The sequence below is a fragment of the Leifsonia naganoensis genome (genome assembly GCF_013410615.1).
GTDB lineage: Bacteria > Actinomycetota > Actinomycetes > Actinomycetales > Microbacteriaceae > Leifsonia > Leifsonia aquatica.
Map to the genome: position 1 here is coordinate 1,479,160 of NZ_JACCHJ010000001.1, position 24,083 is coordinate 1,503,242.

Sequence of the window (24,083 nt, forward strand, 5' to 3'; positions counted from 1 at the left end):
CTCACGCGGCGGCTCCCGCGGTTTCGGCCTCGGCGGCGACGTCGGCGTCCGAGGGGTCGCCGATGCGCTCGAGGGCGTCGACGACGAGGTCCCAGAAGCCCGTGTGGTCGAGCTCCATCGCGGCCCAGGTCGGGCAGTCGGCGGGGGCGGACGAGCGGAGGTCGGCCACGGTCATCCCCGTGGTCAGGCGGCCCTGCGTCTCGATGGCGATCGGCATCTGCACGGCGCGCACGACGGTCGGGTCGATCACGTAGGCGACGGCGACCGGGTCGTGGACGGGCGGGCTGTCGAAGCCTTGGACGTCGGCGTAGGTGCGGCCGAAGAATTCGAGCAGCTCGCCGACGAACTGCGCCGGTGCGGTGCCGATCCCGGCGATGCGGGCGGCGACCTCCGGGGTGGCGAGCGCCTGGTGCGTGACGTCGAGGCCGCACATGACGACCTTCCAGCCCGCGCTGAAGACGATGTCGGCGGCCTCCGGGTCGATGACGATGTTGAACTCGGCCACCGGGCTCCAGTTGCCGACGTGCACGCCGCCACCCATGAGCACGACCTGCTTGACGCGCTCCACGAGGCGCGGCTCCTGCCGCACGGCGAGCGCGATGTTGGTGAGCGCACCGGTGGGGACGAGCGTGACCGTGCCGGGCTCGTGCGCCATCACGGTGTCGATGATGAGCTGGACCGCGTGGCGTCCGTCGAGTTCGAAGGACGGCTCGGGGAGCTCGGGGCCGTCGAGGCCGGACTCGCCGTGGATGCTGGGGGCGACCTCCACGGGCCGCGTGAGCGGACGGTCGGCTCCGGCGGCGAACGGCACGCCGGCGATCCCGGCGACGCGTGCCACGGCGAGCGCGTTGCGGGTCACCTTCTCGAGGGTCTGGTTGCCTGCCACGGTCGTGACCGCGAGCAGGTCGATGTCGGGATTGCCGTGGGCGAGCATGAGCGCGATCGCGTCGTCATGCCCCGGGTCGCAGTCCAGGATGATCTTCTCCATGGGGAGCCTTCCGCTTCGTCGGGGACGTCAAACGCTTGACACTGTAAACGTAAAGCGCTTGACGCCGCAAACCGGCGGACGCCCACCGATACGATCGAGACCATGCCCACGCTCCCTCCCGCGCCCCGCCGGGTGACCGCCGCCATGGTCGCCGAGCGGGCCGGGACGAGCATCGCGACCGTCTCCCTCGTCGTCAACGGCAAGGCCCGCGGGCGCATCTCGGACGAGAACGCCGCGCGCGTGCTCGCCGCCGTGGCCGAGCTCGGGTACGTGGTCGACGGCGCCGCGAGCGCGCTGGCCCGCGGGACGAGCGACATCGTCGTGCTGCTGGCCCCCGACCTCCCGAACCCGTTCTTCGGTCGCGTGATCAAGGGGGTGCAGGAGGAGCTCGGCTCGCGCTACCAGCTGCTGCTGTCGGCCGCCGCGAGTGGTGCGCAGCCGAACGCCACGGATGTGCGGCGCCTCTCGTCCCTCCGCCCCGCCGGGCTGCTCGTCTCGGCGCCCGGCCCCGACTTCCTCGACGACCTCCCCACCGGCACCCCGCTCGTTCTGCTGGACGCTCCCGGGCTCGAGGCCCGCGCCGCCGCCGTCAACTACGACCTGGCTCCCGGGGTGGAGGAGCTCGCGCGTCACCTCGCCGAGCGCGGCCACCGCGTCATCGGCTACCTCGACGGCGCGACGCCCGCCGCCACTTACCTGCTGCGGCGCGAGCTGCTGCGGGAGGCGGCCGCCCGACACGGGATGACACTGCTGGCCGATCCCGACGTCCGCAGCGGACCGGACCTCGCGGAGGCCGCCGCAGCGACGCTCGCAGCACTGCCCGCGTGGCGCGAGGCGGGAGCGACCGCCATCGTCGCCGCGGCGGACACGCTGGCCCACGGCGTGCTCGCGGCCTGCGCGGAGGCCGGGCTGCGGGTTCCGAAGGACGTCGCGGTCGCCGGCTTCGACGACCTCCCCGCGTCGGCGGTCACCGCGCCGAGTCTCACGAGCGTGGCGCTGCCCGGCGACGCGCTGGGCCGCGCGGCGGCGCACCGGCTGCTCGCGCTGATCGCGCCCGACGACGCGGCTCCGGAGGAGGCCCCCGGCCCCCTCGCCGCGACGCTCACGATCCGCGCCTCGACCTGACGCACGCCGCGCCGCTTCCCCTCCTCCTGCACCACGTGCCCTCCCTCCCGCAGATTTGTGCCAAATGCGGGGAATGGCGCCGCTATTCGCGACATTTGGCACAAATCGCGAGGACCGCGCGGCGTGGGTGGCGCGGCGGAGGCGGAGGCCGCGCTACGCCAGCGCGCGGTAGACGCGGTTGCCGAGCACGGCGAGCGTCAAGCCCGAGGCGACGATCGCGGCGACCCCGCCGGCGTAAGCGATGAAGAGGTGCGACGACCCGTCCAGCGACGAGAAGTACGTGACCAGCAGCGATACCAGCGCGCCGATCGCGCAGACGGCCGCGATCCACAGCAGCGGCCACAGCTTTGTGCGCACCGGCGGGTCGGCGGGACGCAGCCGCAGCTGACTCAGCACGAGACCGGCGATGCACGCCCAGAACGCCACGACCAGCATCCCGGCGATGACGTCGCTCGGCCGGTGCCACTGCTCGACGAGGGTGGAGGCTCCCGCCGCGATCGTGAAGACGGCCCCGACCACCGCGGCGAGCGGCCGGTAGCGAGGCGACGCGACGAGGAAGACGACCAGCGCCGCCGAGGCCGCGACGGCCGTGTGACCGGAGGGCAGGGAGTTCGAGAGCCCCGCATCCACCCCCTTCTCGGGCCGGGACAGGATGGAGTACTTCAGCACCTGCGTGCTCACGTTCGCGCCGATCGCCGCGCCGACCGCCACCGCGAACACCAGCCAGTTGCGGCGCACGAGCACCACGACCACGGCGATCACCGCACCGATGAAGACGGCGGCGACGGGGAGGGCGTTGAGGAAGGTGTGGGCGAAGTCGATCAGGTCGCCCTTCCACGCGTCGGCCCCGGCGAAGGCGCGCTCGTCGATCACCTGGCCGACATAGCTGCGCACGAACAGCAGATAGACGCCCGTGAAGGCGAGCGCGGTCCCGATCGCGCCCCACAGGAAGGGCAGGGCTCGCAGGACCGGTCGCATAGTCATCAACCTTTCCACACGCGCCTCGGAAATCTCCGGACGGAGACCGGGAAGGCGCCGGTCGGGAGCGCGCGCCGCTAGCCTGGTCCCGTGCGCAACGTCTCGATCGACGCGCTGGACCACCTGCCCGTCGATGTGCTCCCCGTGGGCACCGAGTATCCGCCCGATCACCTGCTCGCGCGGCACCGGCACCGCCGTGCGCAGCTGCTGTACGGCGCCAGCGGTGTGATGCAGGTCGTCACCGACGACGGATCGTGGACGGTCCCGACCGACCGCGCCGTGCTCATCCCGCCGGGCGTCGGCCACGAGGTGCTCATGCGCGGGGTGACGACGTGGAGCCTCTACATCGAGCCCGACGCCGTGCCGTGGTGGCCGGCCGTCTGCACGGTGGTGGAGGTCGGCCCCCTGCTGCGGGAGGTGCTCCGCGCCGCCAACGAGCTGGAGGCCGACTACGACACGGCGGGACGCGACGGGACGCTCGTGCGGCTGGCGCTCGACGAGCTGCAGTGGGTCTCCCCCGCACCCTTCGCCATCACCCTTCCGCGGGAGGAGCCCTTCCGGTCGCTCTGCCGCGACTACCTCGCCGCGCCGGATGCCGGCGTGACGAACGCGGTATGGGCACGCCGGATCGCGATGAGCGATCGCAGCTTCGACCGGCACTTCCGGGCGGCGACCGGCACGGGACCGGCGACCTGGCGCTCCCGCGCCCGGCTGCTCGCCAGCCTCCCGCTGCTGCAGTCTCGGAGCGTGACGAACGTCGCGGGGCAGCTCGGCTACGCGTCGCCGGCGGCGTTCACCGCCGCGTTCACGCGTGCGTTCGGCGCTCCCCCGTCGCGGTTCGGCGCCGCTGCGATTGGCTGAGTCTCAATAACATCGGGCGCAACTACGATTGCTCGCCAGCGTCGTCCGGGATGGGATGGACGGGTGTCCTTCCTCATCCTCGCTCTCATCGGCCTCGCCGTCGGCGTGACCACCGTGCTCTTCGGCTTCGGCGGCGGCTTCGTCACCGTTCCCGTCATCGTCATCGCTGACCTCTCCCTCGGCGCGGACGCGGTGCGCGTGGCGACCGCGACCTCCGCCCTCGTCATGCTCGTCAACGCCGTCGTCGCGACGGTCTCGACGCGACGGGAGGTCCTGCGCCGGCTGTCAGGACGCGGGGCGCTGTTCGCCCTGCTCGCCGCGGGCGGGGCCGTCGGTGCGGCGCTCGCCCGCGTGGCCCCGGACGCGATCATCCGCTGGGGTTTCGTGCTCTACATCGGCGCGACGATCGTCGACCTGATCGTGCGCCCGGGGTTCCTGCGTCCGGCACCGGCGATCGGGGGCCGCGAACCCGGTACGAGCGCCCCCGCAGCCGCGGGCCTCCCGACCTGGCTCGGACTCCCCATCGGCTCGATCGCTGCCTTCCTCGGCGTCGGCGGGAGCGTGATGACCGTGCCGCTCATGCGCCGCGCGGGCGCGCCGATGCCGATCGCCACCTCCCTCGCCAATCCGCTCACGCTCGCGATCGTCGCGCCCGCACTGGCGGTGTCCCTGCTCCTGCGCGGTGCGGTGCCGTCGACCCCCGGGCTCGTCGGGTCGGTGGACGTGCTCGCCGCGGTCGCCCTGCTGCTCGGCTCGATCCCGGTGGTCGTGCTCCTGCGCCGCCGCCCGCCGCGCATCCCGGACGGCGTGCACGCGTGGTCCTACGTGGCGCTGCTTGCTGCAGCCGGGATCACGGTCGCCGCGACGGGATGACGTCAGTCGACGAAGCGGACGTCGCGCTCGTCCCGCGCGAACCGCTCGCGCATGACCGCGACCGCCTCCCGGTTGCTGTCGACGAGCAGGAAGCGCCGGCCGAGCGCCGCCGCGACCGCGCCCGTCGTGCCGCTGCCGGCGAAGAAGTCGAGCACCCAGTCGCCCTCACGGCTCGACGCCTGCACGATGCGGCGCAGCACGCCCTCCGGCTTCTGGGTCGGGTAGCCGGTCTTCTCGCGGCCGGTCGGCGAGACGATGGTGTGCCACCAGACGTCGGTCGGAAGCTTGCCGAGCTCCGCCTTCTCGGGCGTCACCAGACCCGGCGCCATGTAGGGCTCGCGGTCGACGGCCGAGGAGTCGAAGAAGTACGCGGACGGGTTCTTGACGTACACGAGGATGGTGTCGTGCTTCGCCGGCCAGCGCGTCTTGGACTTGGCGCCGTAGTCGTACGCCCAGACGATCTCGTTGAGGAAGCTCTCCCGGCCGAACAGCGCGTCGAGCAGCACCTTGGCGTAGTGCGACTCGCGGTAGTCGAGGTGGAGGTACAGCGTGCCGTCGTCGGCGAGCACCCGCCAGGCCTCGATGAGCCGCGGCTCGAGGAACTCCCAGTAGTCTTCGAACCGGTCGTCGTAGCTCAGGAGGTCGCCCTTGATCCGCTCGTAGCTGCGGCCCTTGAAGCCGATCACGCTGCCGCCGGCGCCGGGCTCGGACCGCTTCGACGTCATCGCCTGCCGCGCCTGCGACCGCCCGGTGTTGAAGGGCGGGTCGAGGTAGATCAGCCGGAACGACTCGTCCGGCAGCGCGGCGACCACGTCGAGGTTGTCGGCGTGCACGACGGTGCTCGGTGCGGCGGGGTGCCACAAGGGCGCCGCATCGTCGGCGGCGGGGACGGTCTCGAGCATGGGTCCATTCTCGCAGCGCCCCGAGGCGACCGGAGTAGCGTGGCCTCCATGAGCCTCACGGTGCAGAACGAGCCCGACGCGTCCCGGTACGCGCTCTACAAGGACGGCGAGCGGATCGGCGTCGCCGAGTACGACCTCCGGGACGACGCGATCGTCTTCACCCACACCGAGGTCGACCCGGAGAAGCGCGAGAAGGGGATGGCGTCGACACTCGTGCAGACGGCGCTCGACGATGTGCGCGACAACTCCGAGCGACGCGTGATCGCCTCCTGCCCCTACGTGCGGAGCTGGATCAGCGAGCACCCCGAGTACGACGCCCTGCAACGGCGGTAGCCCGGCCGTCGTCGTCGACCGCGCGGCCCTCGGCCCGCTGGCCGTTGCCCTGGGAGCCGACGTCGATCGTGATCTTGCCGCCCTCCCAGACGCCCTTCTCCCCGTCGCCGGGGAGCGGGGCGGGCGCCGGCAGGAACGACTGGCGGTCGAGCTCCTGCTGGGCCTCGTGACGGGTGGGCGCGAAGATCTCGTCGAACGATCCGCCGATGGCGCCGCTCATCGTCCCCGAGCCGCGCTGCGCCTTGTTGGAGAGGTCGATCCAGCCGAGCTTCACCGCCACGACGATCACCGCGACGAGCGCCACGACGACGCCGACGACCCACCAATTCACCCCTCGATGGTACCGGAGGGTCGCCGCACACCCTGTGGACGCACAGGAAGCACCAAGGGTGCGCCGCTCTCCGGGTGCGGGATGACGTCGACCGGATACGCGTACACGTCGGCCAGCCGGTCGGCCGTGAGGACCTCCTCCGGCGTCCCCTCCGCGACCACGCGACCGTCGCTCAGGAGGACGACCCGGTCGGCGTATGCGGCCGCGAGATTGAGGTCGTGCAGCACGGCCAGCACGGCGCAGCCGGCCCGCGCCAGCTCGGCCGCGAGGGTGAGCACCTGCTCCTGGTGCCCGAGGTCGAGCGCGTCAGTCGGCTCGTCGAGCAGGACGATCGGGCAGCGCTGCGCGAGCACCCGCGCCAGCGAGACGCGGGCGAGCTCGCCGCCCGAGAGCGTGGTGACGTCGCGGTCGGCGAGGTGGGCGGTGGAGGTGCGCTCGAGCGCGTCCGCGACGATCGCGGCGTCGTCGTCGCTCTGCGGCGTGCGCGCCCAGGGCATGCGGCCCATCGCGACGACCTCGCGCACCGGGTAGGAGAACGAGACGCCCTTCTGCTGCAGGAGCACGGCGCGCAGCCTCCCGAGCTCCCCGACCTTCACGGTGCGGGCATCCCGCCCGTCGATCAGGGCGGTGCCCGACTCGGGTGCGGTGTCCCCGGCGAGCACGCCGAGCGCGGTGGACTTGCCGGCACCGTTCGGCCCGATGAGCGCGACGAGCTCGCCGGCACGGACCGCGAGGTCGACGCCGTCGAGAATGCGGCGGCCGGCGATCGTCACGCCGACGCCGCGCAGCTCGGCTCCCGCGGTGGTGGCGACGGCGGTCCCGGTGATGGCGCTCATGCGCTCTCCCCCGCCGCGACGGTGCGCCGCAGCAGCACGAAGAAGACGGGACCGCCGACGAGGGCCGTGAACATCCCGATCGGGAGGTCGGCGAACGGGATGGCCGTGCGGGCCACGACGTCGGCGACCGAGATCAGCAGTGCGCCGCCGAGAGCGCTCGCGGGGAGCAGGGCGCCGTGGCCGGGCCCGATCAGCAGGCGCAGCAGGTGCGGCACGATCAGGCCGACGAACGCGATGATCCCGGCGAACGACACAGCCACCGCGGTCAGCAGGGCGACCAGGAGGATGGAGACCAGCCGCACGCGCTCGACCGGTACCCCGAGGTGGCGGGCGCTGCGGTCGCCGAGCGCCAGCGCATCCAGCCGCCGTGACATCAGGCACGCGCAGAGCACGCCGACGATCAGCAGCGGGAGGGTCACCCCGACCGCGGACCAGGTCGCGCCGTTCAGGGAGCCCAGCTGCCAGAACATGATCTGCTCGCGGCTGGCGGTGTCGGCGAGGAAGACGAAGAGGGCGATCACCGCGTTGGCGATCGCGTTCACGGCGATGCCGGTGAGCACGAGCATGAGCACGCGGGTGCGGCCGCGCGCGCGGGCGAGCACGTACACGAGCACGGTGGTGATCACACCGGAGATGAACGCCGCGGCCGGGACCGTGGCGGCGCCGAAGGTCTGCAGGCCGAAGACGATCGCGGCGCAGGCCCCGACCGCAGCGCCCGCCGAGACGCCGACGACCGCGGGCTCGGCGAGCGGGTTGGCGAACACGCCCTGCATCAGCGCGCCCGCGACGCCGAGGGCGGCGCCCACGATCAGGCCGAGCACGATGCGCGGGAAGCGGACGTTCCAGAGCGCTCCGTCGGCATAGGCGTCGGCGGGCGCGGTGGGCGCGAGTCCCAGCCGGCGCGCGAACGAGGCGAAGATCTCGGCCGGCGACAGCGAGAACTGCCCGAGTGCGGACGAGGTCAGCACGACGGCCAGAAGCAGCACGATCATCGAGCCGATGACGAGCGCGCGCCTCCCTCGCGCCCGGGTCACCGCAGCGACGGCGACCCGGTCGGCGCGGGAGGCACGGTCGGCACGGGAGGCACGACCCGCCCGTTCGGTGCGGGTGGCCTGCGCGGTCATCCCGTCGCCCCGGGCCGGTACAGCGCGTCGGCGAGCGAGCGCAGCACAGCGGGAGTGGTCGGGCCGAAGGAGAGGATCTGCCCGTCGGACATGTCGACGATGCGGCGGTGCTGGCCGGCGAGTGTATCCGCGACACCGGGCCGCTTCAGGAGGCCGTCGACGCCGCCCGTGGACTCCAGCCCGTCGGTCATCATCAGGAAGACGTCGGGGTTGGTCGCCAGCAGCGCCTCGCTGTTCGCGGGTTTCGCGCCGGTGATGCCCGCCGCGGTCGCCACGTCCACGGCTCCGACGCCGGAGATCAGGTCGTCGGCGCCCATCCCCTTGCCGAAGAGGAAGAACACGCCGGCCGTGCCACGCACGTAGAGGAAGGCGACGCGCAGCTTGTCGGCGTCGGATCTCGGGGCGAGCTTCGCGATGTCGGCCTTCGCCGTCACGAGCTCCTCGTCGGTGCGCTTCACCAGCGTGTCGCCGACGGCGTCGAGGCCGACCGCGTGCGCGACCGCCTTCGTCTGCGCGCCGATGGTGGCGATGCTGCGCTTGGGGTCGAAGAACACGACGGGCACGCCGGAGGCGCGGAGCTGGTCCTGCACCTCGCGCGGGCCGAGGGTCGTGTCGGTGAGCACGAGCGTCGGGCGCAGGGCGAGGATCGCCTCGCCGTTCAGCTCGTGGCCGTTCTGGGTGACCAGGGGGAGGTCCTTCATCACATCCAGCGTGTTGGAGGAGCCGCGGCCGACCAGCTTGTCGCCGAGCCCGAGCCCGACGACCGTCTCGGCGAGGGTGCCGTAGATGTCGAGGGCCAGGATGCGGCTGGTGTCGGTGACGGTCACGGAGGTGCCGGACGCGTCGGTGACGGTGACCGGCAGCGACGGCTTCGGGTTCTTCTCCACCGGCTCGATCTCGGCGATGGAGGCGGCGGTCGACGGACCGGTGATGGTGCGCGGGTCGGGCAGCGCCTCCCCCGTCGCGGTCGCGGAAGCCGAAGGGCTCGCGGTCGTCGGTTTGGCGGCGGGGGCGCCTGCCGCGCATCCCGTCAGGACCGCCACGAGGGCGGCGACGGCGACGGCGCGGGCGGCGCGCATCCGGGTGGTGCGGGAACGCCCATGGGCGGCGCCGGAAGCGCCGCCCATGGTCTTCGTGCCTGTCGAGGTCACACGGCCTCCACGTCCGCGCGCACGGCCCGGCGGCGCACGACCGCCACCGCTGCGATGCCCGCGAGGATCAGCAGGCCGCCGAACAGCGGAGCCGAACCCGATCCGGTGCTGCCGGTCGAGGCCAGGCCCGAGGTCGTGGTGCTGTCGCACGCCACCTCGGCGCCGAGCGGGAACCGGAACGAGATCGGGTCGAGCGCCTCGCCGGCGTTGTAGAACCCGGCGAACGCCTTCGCGCCGTCGGCGGTCAGCGCGGTGGCCGCGCCGTCCACCGAGAACGTCGAGCCGGAGGCCGTGCCGCCGCCGAGCGCGATCGTCGCGAAGGAGACGCCCGAGTAGTCGCTCGGCTTGCCCGCCATGTCGGTGGAGTGCACGTCGGCGATGAGCGTCGCCTGGGTCGGGCTGGTGACGCGGATCGCGAGGTTCGAGAGCACCAGGTTCAGCACCCCGTCGTGTCCCGTGAACGAGACCGAGCCGGAGTACCGAACGAGACCGCGGGTCTCATCCGGGTTGAAGGTGCCCTTGCCGCCGCTCCAGCCGTACTGGCCGCCGGCGTAGGTGACGCCGGCGAGGGTCCACGAGCCGTTCGCGATGCCGCCGCTGATGTAGTTGCGGAAGCTGGTCTTCACTCCCCAGTTCAGCGACGCGTCGCTCACGGCGCGGGCCACGCAGGTCGGCTGCGCCGCGGCGACGGGGGCCGGGGCCTCCGGAGTCACGACGGCGGCCGGGGCGATGACGACGTTCACCTGCGGCGAGACGGTCGGGGTGAACAGGCTCGGGTCGTCCGGCGTGAAGCTGGCCGAGAAGGCGTGCGTGCCGGAGGTCAGACCGGGGACGCGAGCGCTCACCGAGGACGAGCTCGCAGCGAGGGCAGCGAAGGCCGTCACGCCGGCGACGGGAGCGGACACATCCGGGACCAGCCGAAGGCCGCTGGCGACGACCTTCCCGTTGTCCAGGATGCTGATGGTGCCATCGGCCGCCGGGGTGACGCGCACGGTGACGTCGACCGGGTCACCGGCGTTGCCGGTGCTGCCCGAGGTGGTCAGGGTGATCGTCGGCGTGATGGCGGTGCCGGCCGCGGCGTAGGTCACGGGAGTGATGGTGTTCTGCGACGGGTCCGCGATGCCCTGGCCGTGCGCCTTCGAGGTGTAGAACGCATAGGCCGGGATGGCCGTGCTCGCGGCGGGCACCGTGATGGCGACGGAGAAGGTCCCGTCGGCGTTCAGCGGGGCGGTACGGGTCGTCCCCGTGGGCACCGACGGGTTGCCGACGGCGATCCAGACGGTCTCGCTCGGGATGAGCTTGGCCGAGTCCGCGTAGAAGCCGCCGAGGCCTGCCGGGCCCAGACCCAGGTAGATGCCGGGTGCCGTCGTGGAGAAGCCGCTTCCCGTGACGGTGATGGTGCCGCCGCCGGCCGGGACCTGCGGGACGTTCACGGTCGGGACGCCCGGCGTGACCGGCTTGGCCGTGACCGTCGCCGAGATCGAGTTGGAGCGTGCGGCGGCGAGCTTCGACGGGTCCGCCGGGGTGTACCAGCCGCGCAGCTTGTGCTGGCCGACCGACAGGGACGAGGTGCGGAAGATCGCCGTGGCCCCGTCGACCGCGACCGTGCCGTAGGTGGTGGCGGCGTCGGGTCCGGTCGTTCCGTTGCCCTCGCCGAAGACGATCGAGCCGGGGAAGGAGGTGGGCAGCGACGAGCCCGCGAGGTTGGCCTTCAGTGTGGCCGTGTACGTGAGCTGGGTGCCCTCCTGCGCGGTCGCGGGGTCCACCGAGAGGCTGACCGAGACCGGCACGGCGTCGTTCTGGCCGTAGACGGTGACCGTGTTCGCCGTTGACGTGGATGCGCTGGCGACGGTCGGATCCGCCGGCGTGAAGACCGCGGTGAGCGAGCGGGCGCCCGAATCGAGCGACGTGGTGTCGAGGGTCGCGACGCCGTCCGCGACGGTCTTCGAGCCGAGCGAGGTGCTGCCGTCGAAGAACTGGACGGTGCCGGCGACGGCCGGTGCGACGGTCGCGGTCAGGGACACGGTGTAGCCGGCCTGGACCGCGGAGTCGCTCACGGCGAGCTCGGTGGTGGTCGCCTTCGGAGCAGCGAAGGCGATCGGCGTGTAGGTGTCCTGGCTGCGGTCGGCGGAGCCGTGCGCGGCGAAGGTGTAGACGCCGCACTCGACGGCGGCGCAGTCGACGCTGGTGCCGTTGGAGGTGAAGACGCGCTTGAGCTTGGTGAGCGCGATCGAGATCGAGCCGTCGGCGTTGATCTTCGCGCCGTAGGTTCCGGCCGTCGTGGCCCACTTGACGCCCTGGTAGTAGGCGGCGCTCACGAACCAGTCGGCGTTGTCCGTGGCCGACTTCGGGCCGACGCCGACGTAGAAGCCGGTGCCGGTCGTCGAGAAGCCGGTCCCGTTCACCGTCACCGTGCCCGCGGCGGGGTCGACGCCGGTGGAGGGGCTGACGGTGACGGAGGGGCCGGTCGGCTGCGGCTTGGCGTTCACCGTCACGGTCGTCGACGGGGACGTGGAGCCGGTGTGCGTCGCGGTGTCCGCCGGAGCGAAGACGGCGGTGATGCTGTGCGATCCGACCGTCAGCGCGCTGGTCGTCAGCGAGGCGGTGCCGTCGGCGACGGGCGTGCTGCCGAGCTCGGTCGAGCCCTCGGAGAAGGTGACCGTGCCGTCGGCCGCGGGGCTGACGGTCGCGGTCAGCGTGACGGCGGCGCCCTCCTCCACAGTCGCGACGTCGCTGGTGAGCGTCACCGAGGTCGTCGTCGGCTCGGGAGCCGCGTAGGTGAGGGCCGTGATCGTGTTCTGCGACGGGTCGGCGAAGCCCTGCCCGTGCGCCTTCGACGTGTAGATCGCGTAGGCGGGCGTCTCGGCGGTGGCGGCCGGGACGGTCAGCTTCACCGTGAAGCTGCCGTCCTCCGCCATCGGCTCCTGCCGCGCGGTGCCGGAGGGCACGGGCTCGTTGCCGGGAGCGATCCAGACCGTCTCGGTCGGCAGCAGGCTGGAAGCACCCTGGTAGAAGCCGCCCAGGCCGGCCGGGCCGACGGCGAGGTAGATGCCGGGGGCGGTCGCAGCGAAACCGCTGCCCGTCACGGTGATCGTGCCGCCGGCGGCGGGCACCTCCGGAGCGGAGACGGCGGGGCCGGCGGCCATCGCCGGCGCGGCGCCGATGGCGCTCAGGCCGGCAGCCGCGAGCAGGGTCGCGAGGGCGGCGGCGAGGACCCGGCGCGCACGGCGCGGGGCGCGCGGCCTCTCGGGATCGGGGGCAGGCGAAGCAGTTCGGGACGCTGTCATGGCACTCCTGGCAGCGGTCGGCACGGGCCGATCCGCAGCGATCTGTGAGGGTGAGGTTTAGGTAAGGCTCAGCTAACTAAGCCCTGCCTAACCTAACAGAACCCTCAGGCGCGAACGCAAGTGGCCCACACGAAAAAACCCGTATGCCGCCGAGGGCATACGGGTTTCTCTCAGCTCGCGGGAGGCTCATGGCACGCGGTAGAGCCACTCGTCCGTGCCGAACTTCTCCTCGACCAGGCGCTCGGCCTCCGCGTACTCCTCGTCGGTGAGGTCTCCCTCCGTCGCGCCGTACAGGCTCGCGAAGGTCTGCTTCATCCGGTCGATGATCTCGGCCCGGCTCAGGCCGGTCTGGCTGCGCAGCGGGTCGACGCGCTTGGCCGCGCTGGTGATGCCCTTGTCGCTGATCTTCTCGCGACCGATGCGGAGCACCTCCGTCATCTTCTGGCCGTCCATGTCGTAGCTCATGGTCACGTGGTGGAGCACCGCGCCCGAGCCGAGACGCTTCTGCGCGGCGCCGCCGATCTTGCCCGACGGGCTCGTGATGTCGTTGAGCGGCTGGTAGACGGCGTCGATGCCGAGCGACTTCAGGGCCACGATCGCCCACTCGTCGAGGAAGGCGTAGCTGTCGGCGAAGCTCATCCCCTGGACCAGGTCGGCCGGCGCGTAGATCGAGTAGGTGACGACCGAGCCGGCCTCCATGAACATCGCGCCGCCGCCGGTGATGCGGCGCACGACCTGGATGCCGTACTTCTCGGCGTTCTCGGGATCGACCTCGTTCTTCACCGACTGGAAGCTGCCGATGACGACGGCGGGCTGGTCCCACTCCCAGATGCGCAGCGTCGGGCCGCGGCGGCCATCGCCGACCTCGTTCGTGAGCACCTCGTCGAGCGCCAGGTGCATCAGGGGCGAGACGGCCTTGGCGTGCACGATCTCCCACGGGTAGTCGCGCCAGCTCGTCGCCTTGGCGAGCGCGCGGCGGATCGCCACCGCGACCGCGTCGGGCGAGAAGCCGAGCAGGCTGGCGCCCTCGGGCAGCGCATCCTTGACGGTCGCGGCGATCGTCTTGGCGTCGGACTCGGCGGGGAGGCCGTTCACCGCGGCGTCGATGGCCTCCAGGGCCGTGTCGGGCTCGAGGAAGAAGTCGCCGGCGAGCCGGAATCCGCTGATCCGCCCGTCCACGACCTCCAGGTCGACCACCACGAGCTTGCCGCCGGGAACCTTGTACTCACCATGCATGCCCCCAGCCTAAGTCCGCCGGCCTCCATCGCTTCCGGAGTGTTGCACGCCCGGATGCGGCGTGTTGCGTACGCAAGTGCGGAAGCGATGGAGTGCGTCAGGCGCGGGCGGGGAAGCGGTCGCCGAGCCAGGCGGTCAGGTCGGCGATGACCTCGGCGCGGTTCGTCTCGTTGAAGACCTCGTGGCGGGCGCCCGGGTAGACGATCGTGGTGACGTCCGTGAGTCCCGAGCGGTCGCGGTAGGCGCGCTCCAGCTTGCGCGCGGACGCCTCCCCGCCGAGCGGGTCGTCCGCGCCCACCTGGATCAGCAGCGGGAGGTCGCGGGCGAGGTGCCGCGCGGGCCGCCCGAGCAGCCGCGCCGCATCCGCCAACCCGAAGAGCTTCTGCAGCGGCGTCAGCGTCGTGAGCGGATCGTCGACGAACTCCTGCGCCACCCTCGGGTCGCGGCTCAGCCACTCCGCACCGGTGGTGCCGAGGTGGGCGTGCCGCTTGTTGAGGTCGCCGCTGTTCATCGAGCCGACCATCCGGTACGCCGTGCCGGTGAGCACGGCGGCGTCGTAGCCGTCGCTGTGCTGGTTCAGGATGATCTGCCCGATCAGCGAGCCCCAGCTGTGCCCGAGGTACACCAGCGGCAGGTCCGGGTGCTCCCCGCGGATCAGCTCGCTGAACTGCCGCACGTCGCGGATCGCCGCGCGCAGGCCGCCCGGGCCGAGCCGCCCTATCTGCGAGGCGTCGCCGCCCCACTGCTCCATGCCGGTGCGCCCGTGCCCGCGGTGGTCGTCGGCGTAGACCACGTACCCGAGGCTCGCGAGGTGGTCCGCGAGCGGGCGGTAGCGGGCCGCGTGCTCACCCACCCCGTGCGCGATCTGCACCGCGGCGCGGGCCGGGCCCTGGGCCGGGTACACGTCGTAGTGGATCCGGATGCCGTCGTCGTCGGTGAAGGTCGCCACTCGCCCATTCTCCTGTACGCGCAGAGCGGACGGGATTTGTTTAGCAAGCCTAAATTGCTAGGCTAAGTATTCATGGCATCCTCCCGTCTCTCGACGCACGACCTCAGCAGCGCGCTGCGGATCTCCGTCGCACGTCTCTCGCGCCGTCTGCGCGCGGAGAAGGAGGACGACGAGCTGAGCGACTCCCAGACCTCGACCCTCGCCTTCCTGGTGCGCGAGGGCTCCGGGACGATCGGCCGCCTCAGCGAGCACGAGCGGGTGAAGCCGCCGTCGATGAACCGGATCGTCAACCACCTCGAGCAGGCGGGCTACGTCGAGCGCACCTCCGACGCGGAGGACGGCCGCAAGGTCGTCGTCGTGCCGACCGACGCCGGTCGCGCACTCATCGCCGAGACGCGCCGCCGTCGCGACGCCTGGCTGCACCTGCGGCTGCGGGAGCTCTCCCCCGAGCAACGCGCTGTGCTGGCCGAGGCCGCCGCCATCATGCGAGAGGTCGCCGACTCGTGAGCGCGATGTTCCGTTCGCTCGCCGGCGTCAACTACCGCATCTGGGCCGGCGGCGCCCTGGTCTCCAATGTCGGCACGTGGATGCAGCGCACCGCGCAGGACTGGATCGTCCTGACCCAGCTGACCCACAACAACGCCGCCGCCGTCGGTTTCGTCATGGCCCTGCAGTTCGGGCCGCAGCTGCTCCTCCTCCCGGTGACGGGATGGGCGGCCGACCACCTCGACCGCCGCAAGCTGCTCATGGCGACGCAGGGGGCGATGGGCGTCCTGGGTCTGGGGCTCGGCCTCCTGACCGTCACCGGTGTCGTGCAGCTCTGGCACGTGTACGTGTTCGCCCTGCTGCTCGGCGTGGTGGCGGCGTTCGACGCCCCGGCGCGGCAGACCTTCGTCTCCGAGCTCGTGGCGGGCCCGAACCTCTCCAACGCGGTCGCCCTCAACTCGGCATCGTTCAACGCGGCGCGACTCCTCGGTCCGGCGGTCGCCGGCCTCCTGACCGCCGCCGTCGGCGCCGGCTGGGTCTTCCTCATCAACGCCGGGACGTTCGCCGCGGTCCTGATCTCCCTGATGACGCTGCGGCGCGAGCAGCTCTACCGCACCGAGCGGGCGAAGCGGACGCGCGGCGGACTCGTCGAGGGCTTCACGTACGTCCGCAAGCGCCCCGACATCATGGTCATCCTCATCATGGTGTTCCTCATCGGCACCTTCGGCCTGAACTTCCCCATCTTCATCTCCACCATGTCGGTGACGGTGTTCCACCAGGGCGCCGGCGAGTACGGCATCCTGTCGTCCGTCATGGCGATCGGCTCGGTGGTCGGGGCCCTGCTCTCGGCCCGGCGGGAACGTCCGCGGGTCGCGCTGCTGTTCGCCGGCGCCGCGCTGTTCGGCGCGGGATGCACCATCGCCGCCGTCATGCCGACCTACTGGCTGTTCGCGATCGCCCTCATCCTGATCGGCGTCTCGTCGCAGACCCTGATGACCACCGCGAACGGCACCGTGCAGATGACGACCGACCCGATGCTGCGCGGCCGCGTCATGGCCATCTACATGGCGATCTTCATGGGCGGCACCCCGGTCGGCGCGCCGATCGTCGGCTGGGTGGCCGACACCTTCGGGCCGCGCTGGGCGATGGGGGTCGGCGGGGCGAGCGGTTTCGCGGCCGCCCTGGTCGGCGTCTTCTACCTCGTGAAGTACCGCGGCCTCCGCGTGCGGTTCACCGGGATGCGCCCGCACGTCACCGTGAACGCGCGCGAAGAGCTGCGCGAGGAGCTCGCCGACACCGAGGCCACTGCCACCCGCACCTCCTGAGACGCCGATGTTCACGAAGTGACGCCCATCCGCGTCGGAATGAGCGCCACGTCGTGAACCTCGACGACCGGGAACGCCGCTCCCGGAGCCGGGGACGATACGATTGCTGATCGATCCGGGGACGAGGGGGGAGGGAGCACCGATGGCCGCAGCCAAGCGCCCGAGCGTGAAGGACGTCGCCGCGCTGGCCGGCGTCGCCGTCGGTACCGTCTCCAACGTGCTCAACCGGCCCGACATCGTCGCCGAGCCCACACGGCGCGCGGTCGAAGACGCGATCGCGACCCTCGGCTTCACCCGCAACGAGTCTGCTCGGCAGTTGCGCGCCGGCGCGAGCCGCAGCATCGCGATGGTCGTCATGGATGTCGCCAACCCCTTCTTCACCGACCTCTACGTGGGCGCCGAGAGCTTCGCCCTCGAGCGCGGCTACTCCATCCAGCTCGGCAACAGCGGCAACAGCGGGGAGCGCGAGCAGCAGCAGCTCTCGGCATTCGAGCAGCAGCGCGTGCGCGGGGTGCTGCTCGCGCCGATCGCCGGCGCCGAGCCCGTGATCGAGCGACTGCGGGAGCACGGCATCCCGACCGTCCTGGTCGACCGCGTCGCCTCCGACCTCGAGGCCTGCTCGGTCGCCGTGGATGACGTGGAGGGCGGGAGACTCGCCGTGGGCCACCTGATCGCCGAGGGCCACCGCCGCATCGCGTTCGTCGGCGGTCCCGCCGATCTGCAGCAGATCCGCGACCGCGTGCAGGGCGCGCGCATCGCGATCGCGGAGGCGGAGGCCGCGGAACCCCGCATCGCCCCGATCGACCTCGAGACCGTCGCCGTCGAGCACCTCGGTGCCGTGGATGGCCGCGACGCCGCCGAGCGCATCGTCGCCCAGGCGCCGGAGGAGCGGCCCACCGCCGTCTTCGCCGCCAACGACCTCCTCGCGCTCGGCCTGCTCCAGGGCTTCGTCGCCGGCGGCCTCCGGGTGCCGGAGGACATCGCGCTCGTCGGCTACGACGACATCGACTTCGCCGCCACGGCCGCGGTGCCGCTCTCGGCCGTGCGGCAGCCGCGCCGCGAGATCGGCTACGCCGCCGGGGAGCTGCTCTTCCGCGAGATCGAGGACATGGAGTCCGGCGCCACGCACGTGCACCAGCATGTGCGGTTCGTGCCCGAGCTGGTCGTCCGCCGCTCCTCCTCCGCCGAGGCTCCCGCCGCGTAACCCTCCGCGGTTCGCTCCTGCCGCTTGTGCACCCGCCGCTCGCGCGCTAGTCTTGAATCGTTTCAGAGCGGATCCGGTCCGCGCCGACCACGACGAAGGAGTCCCCGTGTCCGCTTCCCGCCGCGTCTGCTTCACCATGCGGTTGAAGCCCGACCGGGTCGACGACTACCTGGCCGCGCACACGACCGTCTGGCCCGACATGCTCGACGCGCTGCGCGAGACCGGCTGGCACGACTACTCCCTGTTCGTCGACGCCGCGAACGGCCTCGTCGTCGGCTACCTCGAGACCGACGACTTCGACGCCGCGGTCGCCGGGATGAACGCCCGGGAGGTCAACGACCGCTGGCAGGCGACGATGGCCGAGTTCTTCGCCGAGGAGACCCCGCCCGACAGCACCATGAACCGGCTGACCGAGTACTTCCACCTCGACTGAGGCGACCGCCTCCCCCGACATCGATCCGTCCGACAGAAAGCGATATCCATGACACTCACCGATGACATCCGCTCGCAGCTGGCGTTGCAGGCGATCGAGCTGCCGAGCTGGGCGTTCGGCAACTCGGGCACCCGCTTCAAGGTGTTCAGCACGGCCGGCACCGCCCGCGATCCGTTCGAGAAGGTCTCCGACGCCGCGCAGGTGCACAAGCACACCGGCCTCGCCCCGAGCGTCGCGCTGCACATCCCGTGGGACAAGGTCGACTCGTACGCCGACCTGCGCAAGCACGCGCAGGACAACGGCGTCGAGCTCGGCACCGTCAACTCCAACACCTTCCAGGACGACGACTACAAGTTCGGCTCGGTGACCCACCACGACGACCGGATCCGCCAGAAGGCGATCGACCACCACTTCGAGTGCATCGACGTCATGAACGAGACCGGCTCGCGCGACCTCAAGATCTGGCTCGCCGACGGCACCAACTACCCCGGCCAGGACTCGCTGCGCGCCCGCCAGGACCGTCTGGCGGACAGCCTCCAGAAGATCTACGAGCGCATCGGCGACGACCAGCGCCTCGTGCTCGAGTACAAGTTCTTCGAGCCGGCTTTCTACCACACGGACGTTCCGGACTGGGGCACCAGCTTCGCCCAGACCTCCGCCCTCGGCGACCGCGCGCTCGTCTGCCTCGACACCGGCCACCACGCGCCCGGCACGAACATCGAGTTCATCGTCATGCAGCTGCTGCGCCTCGGCAAGCTCGGCTCGTTCGACTTCAACAGCCGCTTCTACGCCGACGACGACCTGATCGTGGGCGCCGCCGACCCGTTCCAGCTGTTCCGCATCGTGTTCGAGGTCATCCAGGGCGGCGGCTACGCCAACCCCGACGTCGCCTTCATGCTCGACCAGTGCCACAACCTCGAGGCGAAGATCCCGGGCCAGATCCGCTCGGTGCTCAACGTGCAGGAGGCCACCGCCAAGGCCCTCCTCGTCGACACCGAGGCCCTCGCCGCCGCACAGAGCGCGAACGACGTGCTCGCCGCCAACACGGTGTTCATGGACGCCTTCAACACCGACGTGCGCGCCGACCTCGCCGCCTGGCGCGAGACCCGCGGCCTCCCGGCCGACCCGATGGCCGCCTACAAGGCGTCGGGCTACCAGGAGAAGATCGAGGCCGACCGGGTCGGCGGCACCCAGGCGAGCTGGGGAGCGTAACCTCCGTGACCGACACCACCGACACCGGCGACACCGGCAGCAACGCCGGCATCACCATCCGGGATGGCGCGGCCGACGGTCCGCACGGGTCCATTCCGATCCGGGTATATGCACCGTCCGCGGGCGGAGTGCACCCGGGCTTCGTGTGGAACCACGGCGGCGGCTTCGTCGGCGGAGACCTCGACATGCCCGAGGCGGACTGGGTCTCCCGGTCCGTCGCGGAGCGGGGTTTCGTGGTGGTGTCGGTCTTCTACCGGCTCGCCGTGGACGGCGTGCACTTCCCGGTGCCGTCCGACGACGTCGTCGCCGCTTTCCGTTGGGTCGCCGCCCATGCGTCCGAGCTGGGGATCGACCCCGACCGGATCGCGATCGGCGGCGCCTCGGCGGGCGGCGACCTCACGGCCGGGGCACTCCTCCGGTTGCGGGATGAGGGCGGCCCGCTGCCCGCCCGCGCCCTGCTCGCCTACCCGATCGTGCATCCCGAGCTGCCGCCCTTCACGAACGAGCTCGCCGCCGCGGTCGAACGCCACTCCCCCGAGGACCCGCCCTTTGAGCCGGGCGCCGTCCGCGAGATGAACCTGAACTTCGCGGGCGACGAGGCCACGATGGCCGACCCGTACGCGTTCCCCGGCCTGGCCGACCCGACGGCCCTCCCGCCGGTGTTCGTCCTCAACTCCGAGGTGGACACGCTGCGTGCGTCGGGCGAGGCGTTCGCCGCCTCCCTCGCCGCGCACGGCGTCACTGTGCTCTCGCTCTTCGAGCCGGGCGCCCAGCACGGCCACCTCAATCGCCCCGCCGAAGCGGCCGCGCGCCGCAGCATCGAGCGCATCGTCACGTGGCTGTCCACGCCGGCGCTCCCCTGAATCCCTGACCACCGCCCCTCCTCGCTAAGGAATCACGCATCATGACGAACGAGACCGTCGCTGCCCTCATCGGCCGCTCGAACCGCCTCGGCGCCGACCCGAAGAACACCAACTACGCCGGCGGCAACACGTCCGCCAAGGGCGTCGAGACCGACCCCGTGACCGGCGAGCCGGTCGAGCTGCTCTGGGTGAAGGGCTCGGGAGGCGACCTCGGCACCTTGAAGGAGTCCGGCCTGGCCGTCCTGCGCCTCGACCGCCTGCGCGCCCTCCAGGACGTCTACCCGGGCCTCGACCGCGAGGACGAGATGGTCGCGGCCTTCGACTACACCCTGCACGGCAAGGGCGGCGCGGCGCCGTCGATCGACACCGCCATGCACGGGCTCGTGGATGCGGCCCACGTCGACCACCTCCACCCCGACTCCGGCATCGCGATCGCGACCGCGGCCGACGGCGAGGAGCTGACGAAGACCATCTTCGGCGGCAAGGTCGTGTGGGTGCCGTGGCGCCGCCCGGGCTTCCAGCTCGGTCTCGACATCGCCGCCATCAGGGCCGCGAACCCGGAGGCCATCGGCACCGTGCTCGGCGGCCACGGCATCACCGCCTGGGGCGACACCAGCGAGGAGGCCGAGGCCAACTCGCTCTGGATCATCCAGACCGCCGCGGACTACATCGCCGCCCACGGCCGTCCGCAGCCGTTCGGAACCGCCCTGGACGGTTACACCGCCCTGCCGGAGGAGGAGCGCCGTGCCAAGGCCGCCGCACTCGCCCCGCACCTGCGCGCCATCGCCTCCACGGATCGCGTACAGGTCGGGCACTTCACCGACTCCGATGTCGTCCTCGACTTCCTCGCCGCGAGCGAGCACCCGCGGCTGGCTGCGCTCGGCACCTCCTGCCCCGACCACTTCCTGCGCACCAAGGTGAAGCCGCTGGTCCTCGACCTCCCGGCCACCGCGTCCGTCGAGGAGTCGCTCGCGCGTCTCGAGGAGCTGCACGAGCAGTACCGCGCCGACTACCAGGCCTACTACGACCGGCACGCCACCCCCGAGTCCCCCGCGATCCGCGGCGCCGACCCGGCGATCGTGCTCATCCCGGGCGTCGGGATGTTCTCCTACGGCAAGGACAAGCAGACGGCCCGCGTCGCCGGTGAGTTCTACGTCAACGCCATCAACGTGATGCGCGGAGCCGAGGCCCTCTCGACCTACGCGCCCATCGACGAGTCGGAGAAGTTCCGCATCGAGTACTGGGCGCTGGAGGAGGCCAAGCTCGCCCGCCTCCCGAAGCCCAAGCCGCTCGCCGGCCGCATCGCGCTCGTCACCGGCGCCGCCTCCGGCATCGGCAAGGCCATCGCCACCCGCCTCGCCGGTGAGGGCGCGTGCGTCGTCATCGCCGACCTCGACCTCGAGAAGGCGCAGGCCGCCGCCGCCGAGATCGGCAACGCCGACGTCGCCATCGGCGTCGTCGCGAACGTCACCGACGAGGATGCCGTCCAGGCCTCCATCGACGCCGCTCTGCTCGCCTTCGGCGGCCTCGACCTCGTCGTCAACAACGCCGGGCTCTCCATCTCGAAGCCGCTGCTGGAGACCACGACCGCCGACTGGGACCTCCAGCACAACGTCATGGCCAAGGGCTCGTTCCTGGTCTCGCGCGCCGCGGCGAAGGTGCTGATCGACCAGAAGCTCGGCGGCGACATCGTCTACATCTCGTCGAAGAACTCGATCTTCGCCGGGCCGAACAACATCGCGTACTCGGCGACGAAGGCCGACCAGGCCCACCAGGTGCGCCTGCTGGCCGCCGAGCTCGGCGACCACGGCATCCGCGTCAACGGCATCAACCCCGACGGTGTCGTGCGCGGCTCCGGCATCTTCGCCGGCGGCTGGGGCGCCAAGCGCGCCGCGGTCTACGGCGTGCCCGAGGAGGAGCTGGGCAAGTACTACGCGCAGCGCACCCTGCTCAAGCGCGAGGTGCTCCCGGAGCACGTCGCCAACGCGGTGTTCGTGCTCTGCAGCAGCGACCTCGACCACACGACCGGCCTCCACATCCCCGTGGACGCCGGCGTCGCCGCGGCCTTCCTGCGATGAGCGCGGGTGCGATGAGCGGTGCGTCGCGCACGGGGGCCGTCGCCGCCGTCGACCTCGGGGCGACCAGCGGGCGCGTCATGCACGCGCGCGTCGGCGCCGACACCCTGGAGCTGACGGAGGCGGCCCGCTTCCTCAACACTCCCGTGCGGCTGTGGGAGGGCGACCGCCCGGCACTGCACTGGAACCTCGCGGGCCTGTTCAGCAGCATCCTGGACGGGCTCGGCTCGGTCGCCCGCACCGAGCCCGGGCTCGCGAGCATCGCCGTGGACTCCTGGGCCGTCGACTACGGCCTGTTGCGCGCGGGGAGGCTGCTGGGCGAGCCGTACCACTACCGCGACGAGCGCGCGGCGCGCGGCGTGGAGCTCGTGCACGCCGCCGTCGCGCCCGACGAGCTGTACCGGGAGGGCGGCCTGCAGTTCCTGCCGTTCAACTCGCTGTACCAGTTGGCGTACGACCGGGCGGCCGGCAACCTGGACGACGCGGACCGCTTCCTCCTCGTGCCCGACCTCGTGACCTACTGGCTCACCGGGCAGGAGCACGCCGAGCGCACCAATGCCTCGACCACCGGCCTGCTGACCGCGGACGGGCAGTGGAACGACGCCCTCATCGCGCGGCTCGGCCTGCCGCGCAGCCTGTTCGCGCCGCTCGTCGACGCCGGGACCGCGGTCGGCCCCCTCCTGTCGTCGCTCGCCGCCGACCTCCCGTTCGCCGGCGCCGGCCCCACCGTCACGACCGTCGGCTCGCACGACACCGCCTCGGCCGTCGTCGCCGTGCCGATGGACGCCACCCGTGCCGCCTACATCTCGTGCGGCACCTGGGGGCTCGTCGGCGTCGAGCTGGAGCATCGCGTCGTCAGTGACGAGGGCCGCGCGGCGAACTTCACCAACGAGGGCGGGGTGGATGGGCGCGTCCGCTACCTCCACAACGTCATGGGACTGTGGCTGCTCAGCGAGTCGCTGCGCGAGTGGCAGCGCCGCGGCCTGCACGTCACCCTCGAGTCGCTGCTCGCCGAAGCCGCCGAACTGCCCCGCCCGACGGACCTCTTCGACGCCGACGACCCGCGGTTCATGGCGCCCGGCGACCTCCCCGCCCGGATCGCCGACTGGTTCGCTGAGCACGGCCTGCGCGCGCCCGCGAGCCCGGTCGGCATGGTCCGCGTGATCATCGAGAGCCTCGCCGACGCCTTCGCCCGCTCGGTGCAGCGCGCCTCGGAGCTCTCCGGCGTCCCGGTCGAGACCATCCACATCGTCGGCGGCGGGGCACGCAACGCCCTGCTCTGCCAGGCGACCGCCGACCGCGCGGGCGTGCCCGTGCTCGCCGGCCCGGTGGAGGCGACGGCCCTGGGCAACGCTCTCATCCAGGGACGCACCGCGGGTCTGCTCAGCGGCGACCTGGAGACGCTGCGCGCACTAGTCGCGCGGCACTACGCGCCGGTGCGGTACGAGCCGGTCCTGCGCCCGACGCGCTGACCAACCCCGAGACGAGGCGGGGCGCGCTGCTCCTGACGG

At 72.0% G+C, this 24,083-nt stretch carries 22 protein-coding genes; 12 read left to right on the forward strand and 10 right to left on the reverse strand.

Going from position 1 to position 24,083, the window contains the following annotated elements; all coding sequences use genetic code 11:
• Nucleotide 1: 1 nt before the first annotated feature.
• Nucleotides 2-988, reverse strand: a complete 987-nt coding sequence (uriH, locus tag HNR14_RS07065; RefSeq protein WP_179700482.1) for a uridine-preferring nucleoside hydrolase UriH — start codon at nt 986-988, stop codon at nt 2-4.
• A gap of 102 nt (nt 989-1,090) precedes the next feature.
• On the opposite strand from uriH, the gene HNR14_RS07070 reads away from it, so the two are divergent.
• A complete protein-coding gene (locus tag HNR14_RS07070; protein ID WP_179700483.1) occupies nt 1,091-2,113 on the forward strand; it encodes a LacI family DNA-binding transcriptional regulator in 1,023 nt (340 codons plus the stop codon).
• Nucleotides 2,114-2,266: 153 nt separating this feature from the next.
• Here the strand turns inward: HNR14_RS07070 and HNR14_RS07075 are convergent, their stop codons facing one another.
• Nucleotides 2,267-3,097 carry a phosphatase PAP2 family protein gene (locus tag HNR14_RS07075; protein WP_246311537.1) on the reverse strand — a complete coding sequence of 277 codons (831 nt, stop codon included), beginning with the start codon at nt 3,095-3,097 and terminating at the stop codon, nt 2,267-2,269.
• An 84-nt stretch (nt 3,098-3,181) separates the two neighbouring features.
• On the opposite strand from HNR14_RS07075, the gene HNR14_RS07080 reads away from it, so the two are divergent.
• Together HNR14_RS07080 and HNR14_RS07085 are read left to right on the forward strand one after the other, a co-directional pair.
• On the forward strand, nt 3,182-3,952 hold the full coding sequence (locus HNR14_RS07080) for a helix-turn-helix domain-containing protein (RefSeq protein WP_179700484.1): 771 nt from the start codon (nt 3,182-3,184) through the stop codon (nt 3,950-3,952).
• A 63-nt stretch (nt 3,953-4,015) separates the two neighbouring features.
• On the forward strand, nt 4,016-4,825 hold the full coding sequence (locus tag HNR14_RS07085) for a TSUP family transporter (protein WP_179700485.1): 810 nt from the start codon (nt 4,016-4,018) through the stop codon (nt 4,823-4,825).
• A gap of 2 nt (nt 4,826-4,827) precedes the next feature.
• Here the strand turns inward: HNR14_RS07085 and HNR14_RS07090 are convergent, their stop codons facing one another.
• A complete protein-coding gene (locus HNR14_RS07090) occupies nt 4,828-5,727 on the reverse strand; it encodes a DNA-methyltransferase (RefSeq protein WP_021754517.1) in 900 nt (299 codons plus the stop codon).
• Nucleotides 5,728-5,775: 48 nt separating this feature from the next.
• On the opposite strand from HNR14_RS07090, the gene HNR14_RS07095 reads away from it, so the two are divergent.
• Nucleotides 5,776-6,060 carry a GNAT family N-acetyltransferase gene (locus HNR14_RS07095; protein ID WP_021754519.1) on the forward strand — a complete coding sequence of 95 codons (285 nt, stop codon included), beginning with the start codon at nt 5,776-5,778 and terminating at the stop codon, nt 6,058-6,060.
• Here HNR14_RS07095 and HNR14_RS07100 read toward each other — a convergent pair.
• The 7 genes from HNR14_RS07100 to HNR14_RS07130 form a co-directional block, all read right to left on the reverse strand.
• A complete protein-coding gene (locus tag HNR14_RS07100; RefSeq protein ID WP_021754521.1) occupies nt 6,020-6,391 on the reverse strand; it encodes a hypothetical protein in 372 nt (123 codons plus the stop codon). The genes HNR14_RS07095 and HNR14_RS07100 overlap by 41 nt on opposite strands.
• The gene (locus tag HNR14_RS07105) at nt 6,388-7,227 is read right to left on the reverse strand and encodes a heme ABC transporter ATP-binding protein (protein WP_179700486.1); all 840 of its coding nucleotides are present in this window, start codon (nt 7,225-7,227) and stop codon (nt 6,388-6,390) included. The genes HNR14_RS07100 and HNR14_RS07105 overlap by 4 nt, the downstream gene beginning before the upstream one ends.
• Nucleotides 7,224-8,351: a FecCD family ABC transporter permease gene (locus HNR14_RS07110; RefSeq protein WP_246311538.1), complete on the reverse strand. Its 1,128-nt coding sequence runs from the start codon at nt 8,349-8,351 to the stop codon at nt 7,224-7,226. Before HNR14_RS07110 ends, HNR14_RS07105 begins: the two co-directional genes overlap by 4 nt.
• The gene (locus HNR14_RS07115; RefSeq protein WP_343064436.1) at nt 8,348-9,502 is read right to left on the reverse strand and encodes a heme/hemin ABC transporter substrate-binding protein; all 1,155 of its coding nucleotides are present in this window, start codon (nt 9,500-9,502) and stop codon (nt 8,348-8,350) included. The genes HNR14_RS07110 and HNR14_RS07115 overlap by 4 nt, the downstream gene beginning before the upstream one ends.
• On the reverse strand, nt 9,499-12,789 hold the full coding sequence (locus HNR14_RS07120; RefSeq protein ID WP_179700487.1) for an HtaA domain-containing protein: 3,291 nt from the start codon (nt 12,787-12,789) through the stop codon (nt 9,499-9,501). The genes HNR14_RS07115 and HNR14_RS07120 overlap by 4 nt, the downstream gene beginning before the upstream one ends.
• 186 nt (nt 12,790-12,975) lie before the next feature.
• Entirely contained in the window at nt 12,976-14,025 is a 1,050-nt protein-coding gene (gene lplAB, locus HNR14_RS07125; protein ID WP_179700488.1) for a lipoate-protein ligase LplAB, read from the reverse strand.
• A gap of 97 nt (nt 14,026-14,122) precedes the next feature.
• Nucleotides 14,123-14,974: an alpha/beta hydrolase gene (locus HNR14_RS07130; protein WP_343064437.1), complete on the reverse strand. Its 852-nt coding sequence runs from the start codon at nt 14,972-14,974 to the stop codon at nt 14,123-14,125.
• A 72-nt stretch (nt 14,975-15,046) separates the two neighbouring features.
• Between HNR14_RS07130 and HNR14_RS07135 the strand changes: the two genes are divergently transcribed.
• From HNR14_RS07135 to HNR14_RS07170, 8 genes are all read left to right on the forward strand, one after another.
• Nucleotides 15,047-15,481: a MarR family winged helix-turn-helix transcriptional regulator gene (locus HNR14_RS07135; RefSeq protein WP_179700489.1), complete on the forward strand. Its 435-nt coding sequence runs from the start codon at nt 15,047-15,049 to the stop codon at nt 15,479-15,481.
• 5 nt (nt 15,482-15,486) lie between these two features.
• Nucleotides 15,487-16,785, forward strand: coding sequence for an MFS transporter (locus HNR14_RS07140; protein WP_218875372.1), 1,299 nt, complete (start codon nt 15,487-15,489; stop codon nt 16,783-16,785).
• Between the two features lie 142 nt (nt 16,786-16,927).
• On the forward strand, nt 16,928-17,989 hold the full coding sequence (locus HNR14_RS07145; RefSeq protein ID WP_179700491.1) for a LacI family DNA-binding transcriptional regulator: 1,062 nt from the start codon (nt 16,928-16,930) through the stop codon (nt 17,987-17,989).
• A gap of 106 nt (nt 17,990-18,095) precedes the next feature.
• Nucleotides 18,096-18,422 carry an L-rhamnose mutarotase gene (locus tag HNR14_RS21150; protein ID WP_343064438.1) on the forward strand — a complete coding sequence of 109 codons (327 nt, stop codon included), beginning with the start codon at nt 18,096-18,098 and terminating at the stop codon, nt 18,420-18,422.
• 48 nt (nt 18,423-18,470) lie between these two features.
• A complete protein-coding gene (gene rhaI, locus HNR14_RS07155) occupies nt 18,471-19,634 on the forward strand; it encodes an L-rhamnose isomerase (RefSeq protein ID WP_179700492.1) in 1,164 nt (387 codons plus the stop codon).
• Between the two features lie 5 nt (nt 19,635-19,639).
• Nucleotides 19,640-20,497: an alpha/beta hydrolase gene (locus tag HNR14_RS07160; protein ID WP_343064439.1), complete on the forward strand. Its 858-nt coding sequence runs from the start codon at nt 19,640-19,642 to the stop codon at nt 20,495-20,497.
• Nucleotides 20,498-20,538: 41 nt separating this feature from the next.
• Nucleotides 20,539-22,575: a bifunctional aldolase/short-chain dehydrogenase gene (locus HNR14_RS07165; RefSeq protein WP_179700493.1), complete on the forward strand. Its 2,037-nt coding sequence runs from the start codon at nt 20,539-20,541 to the stop codon at nt 22,573-22,575.
• An 11-nt stretch (nt 22,576-22,586) separates the two neighbouring features.
• Complete coding sequence (locus tag HNR14_RS07170; RefSeq protein WP_179700494.1) at nt 22,587-24,044, forward strand: rhamnulokinase; 1,458 nt, start codon at nt 22,587-22,589, stop codon at nt 24,042-24,044.
• Nucleotides 24,045-24,083 lie beyond the last annotated feature (39 nt).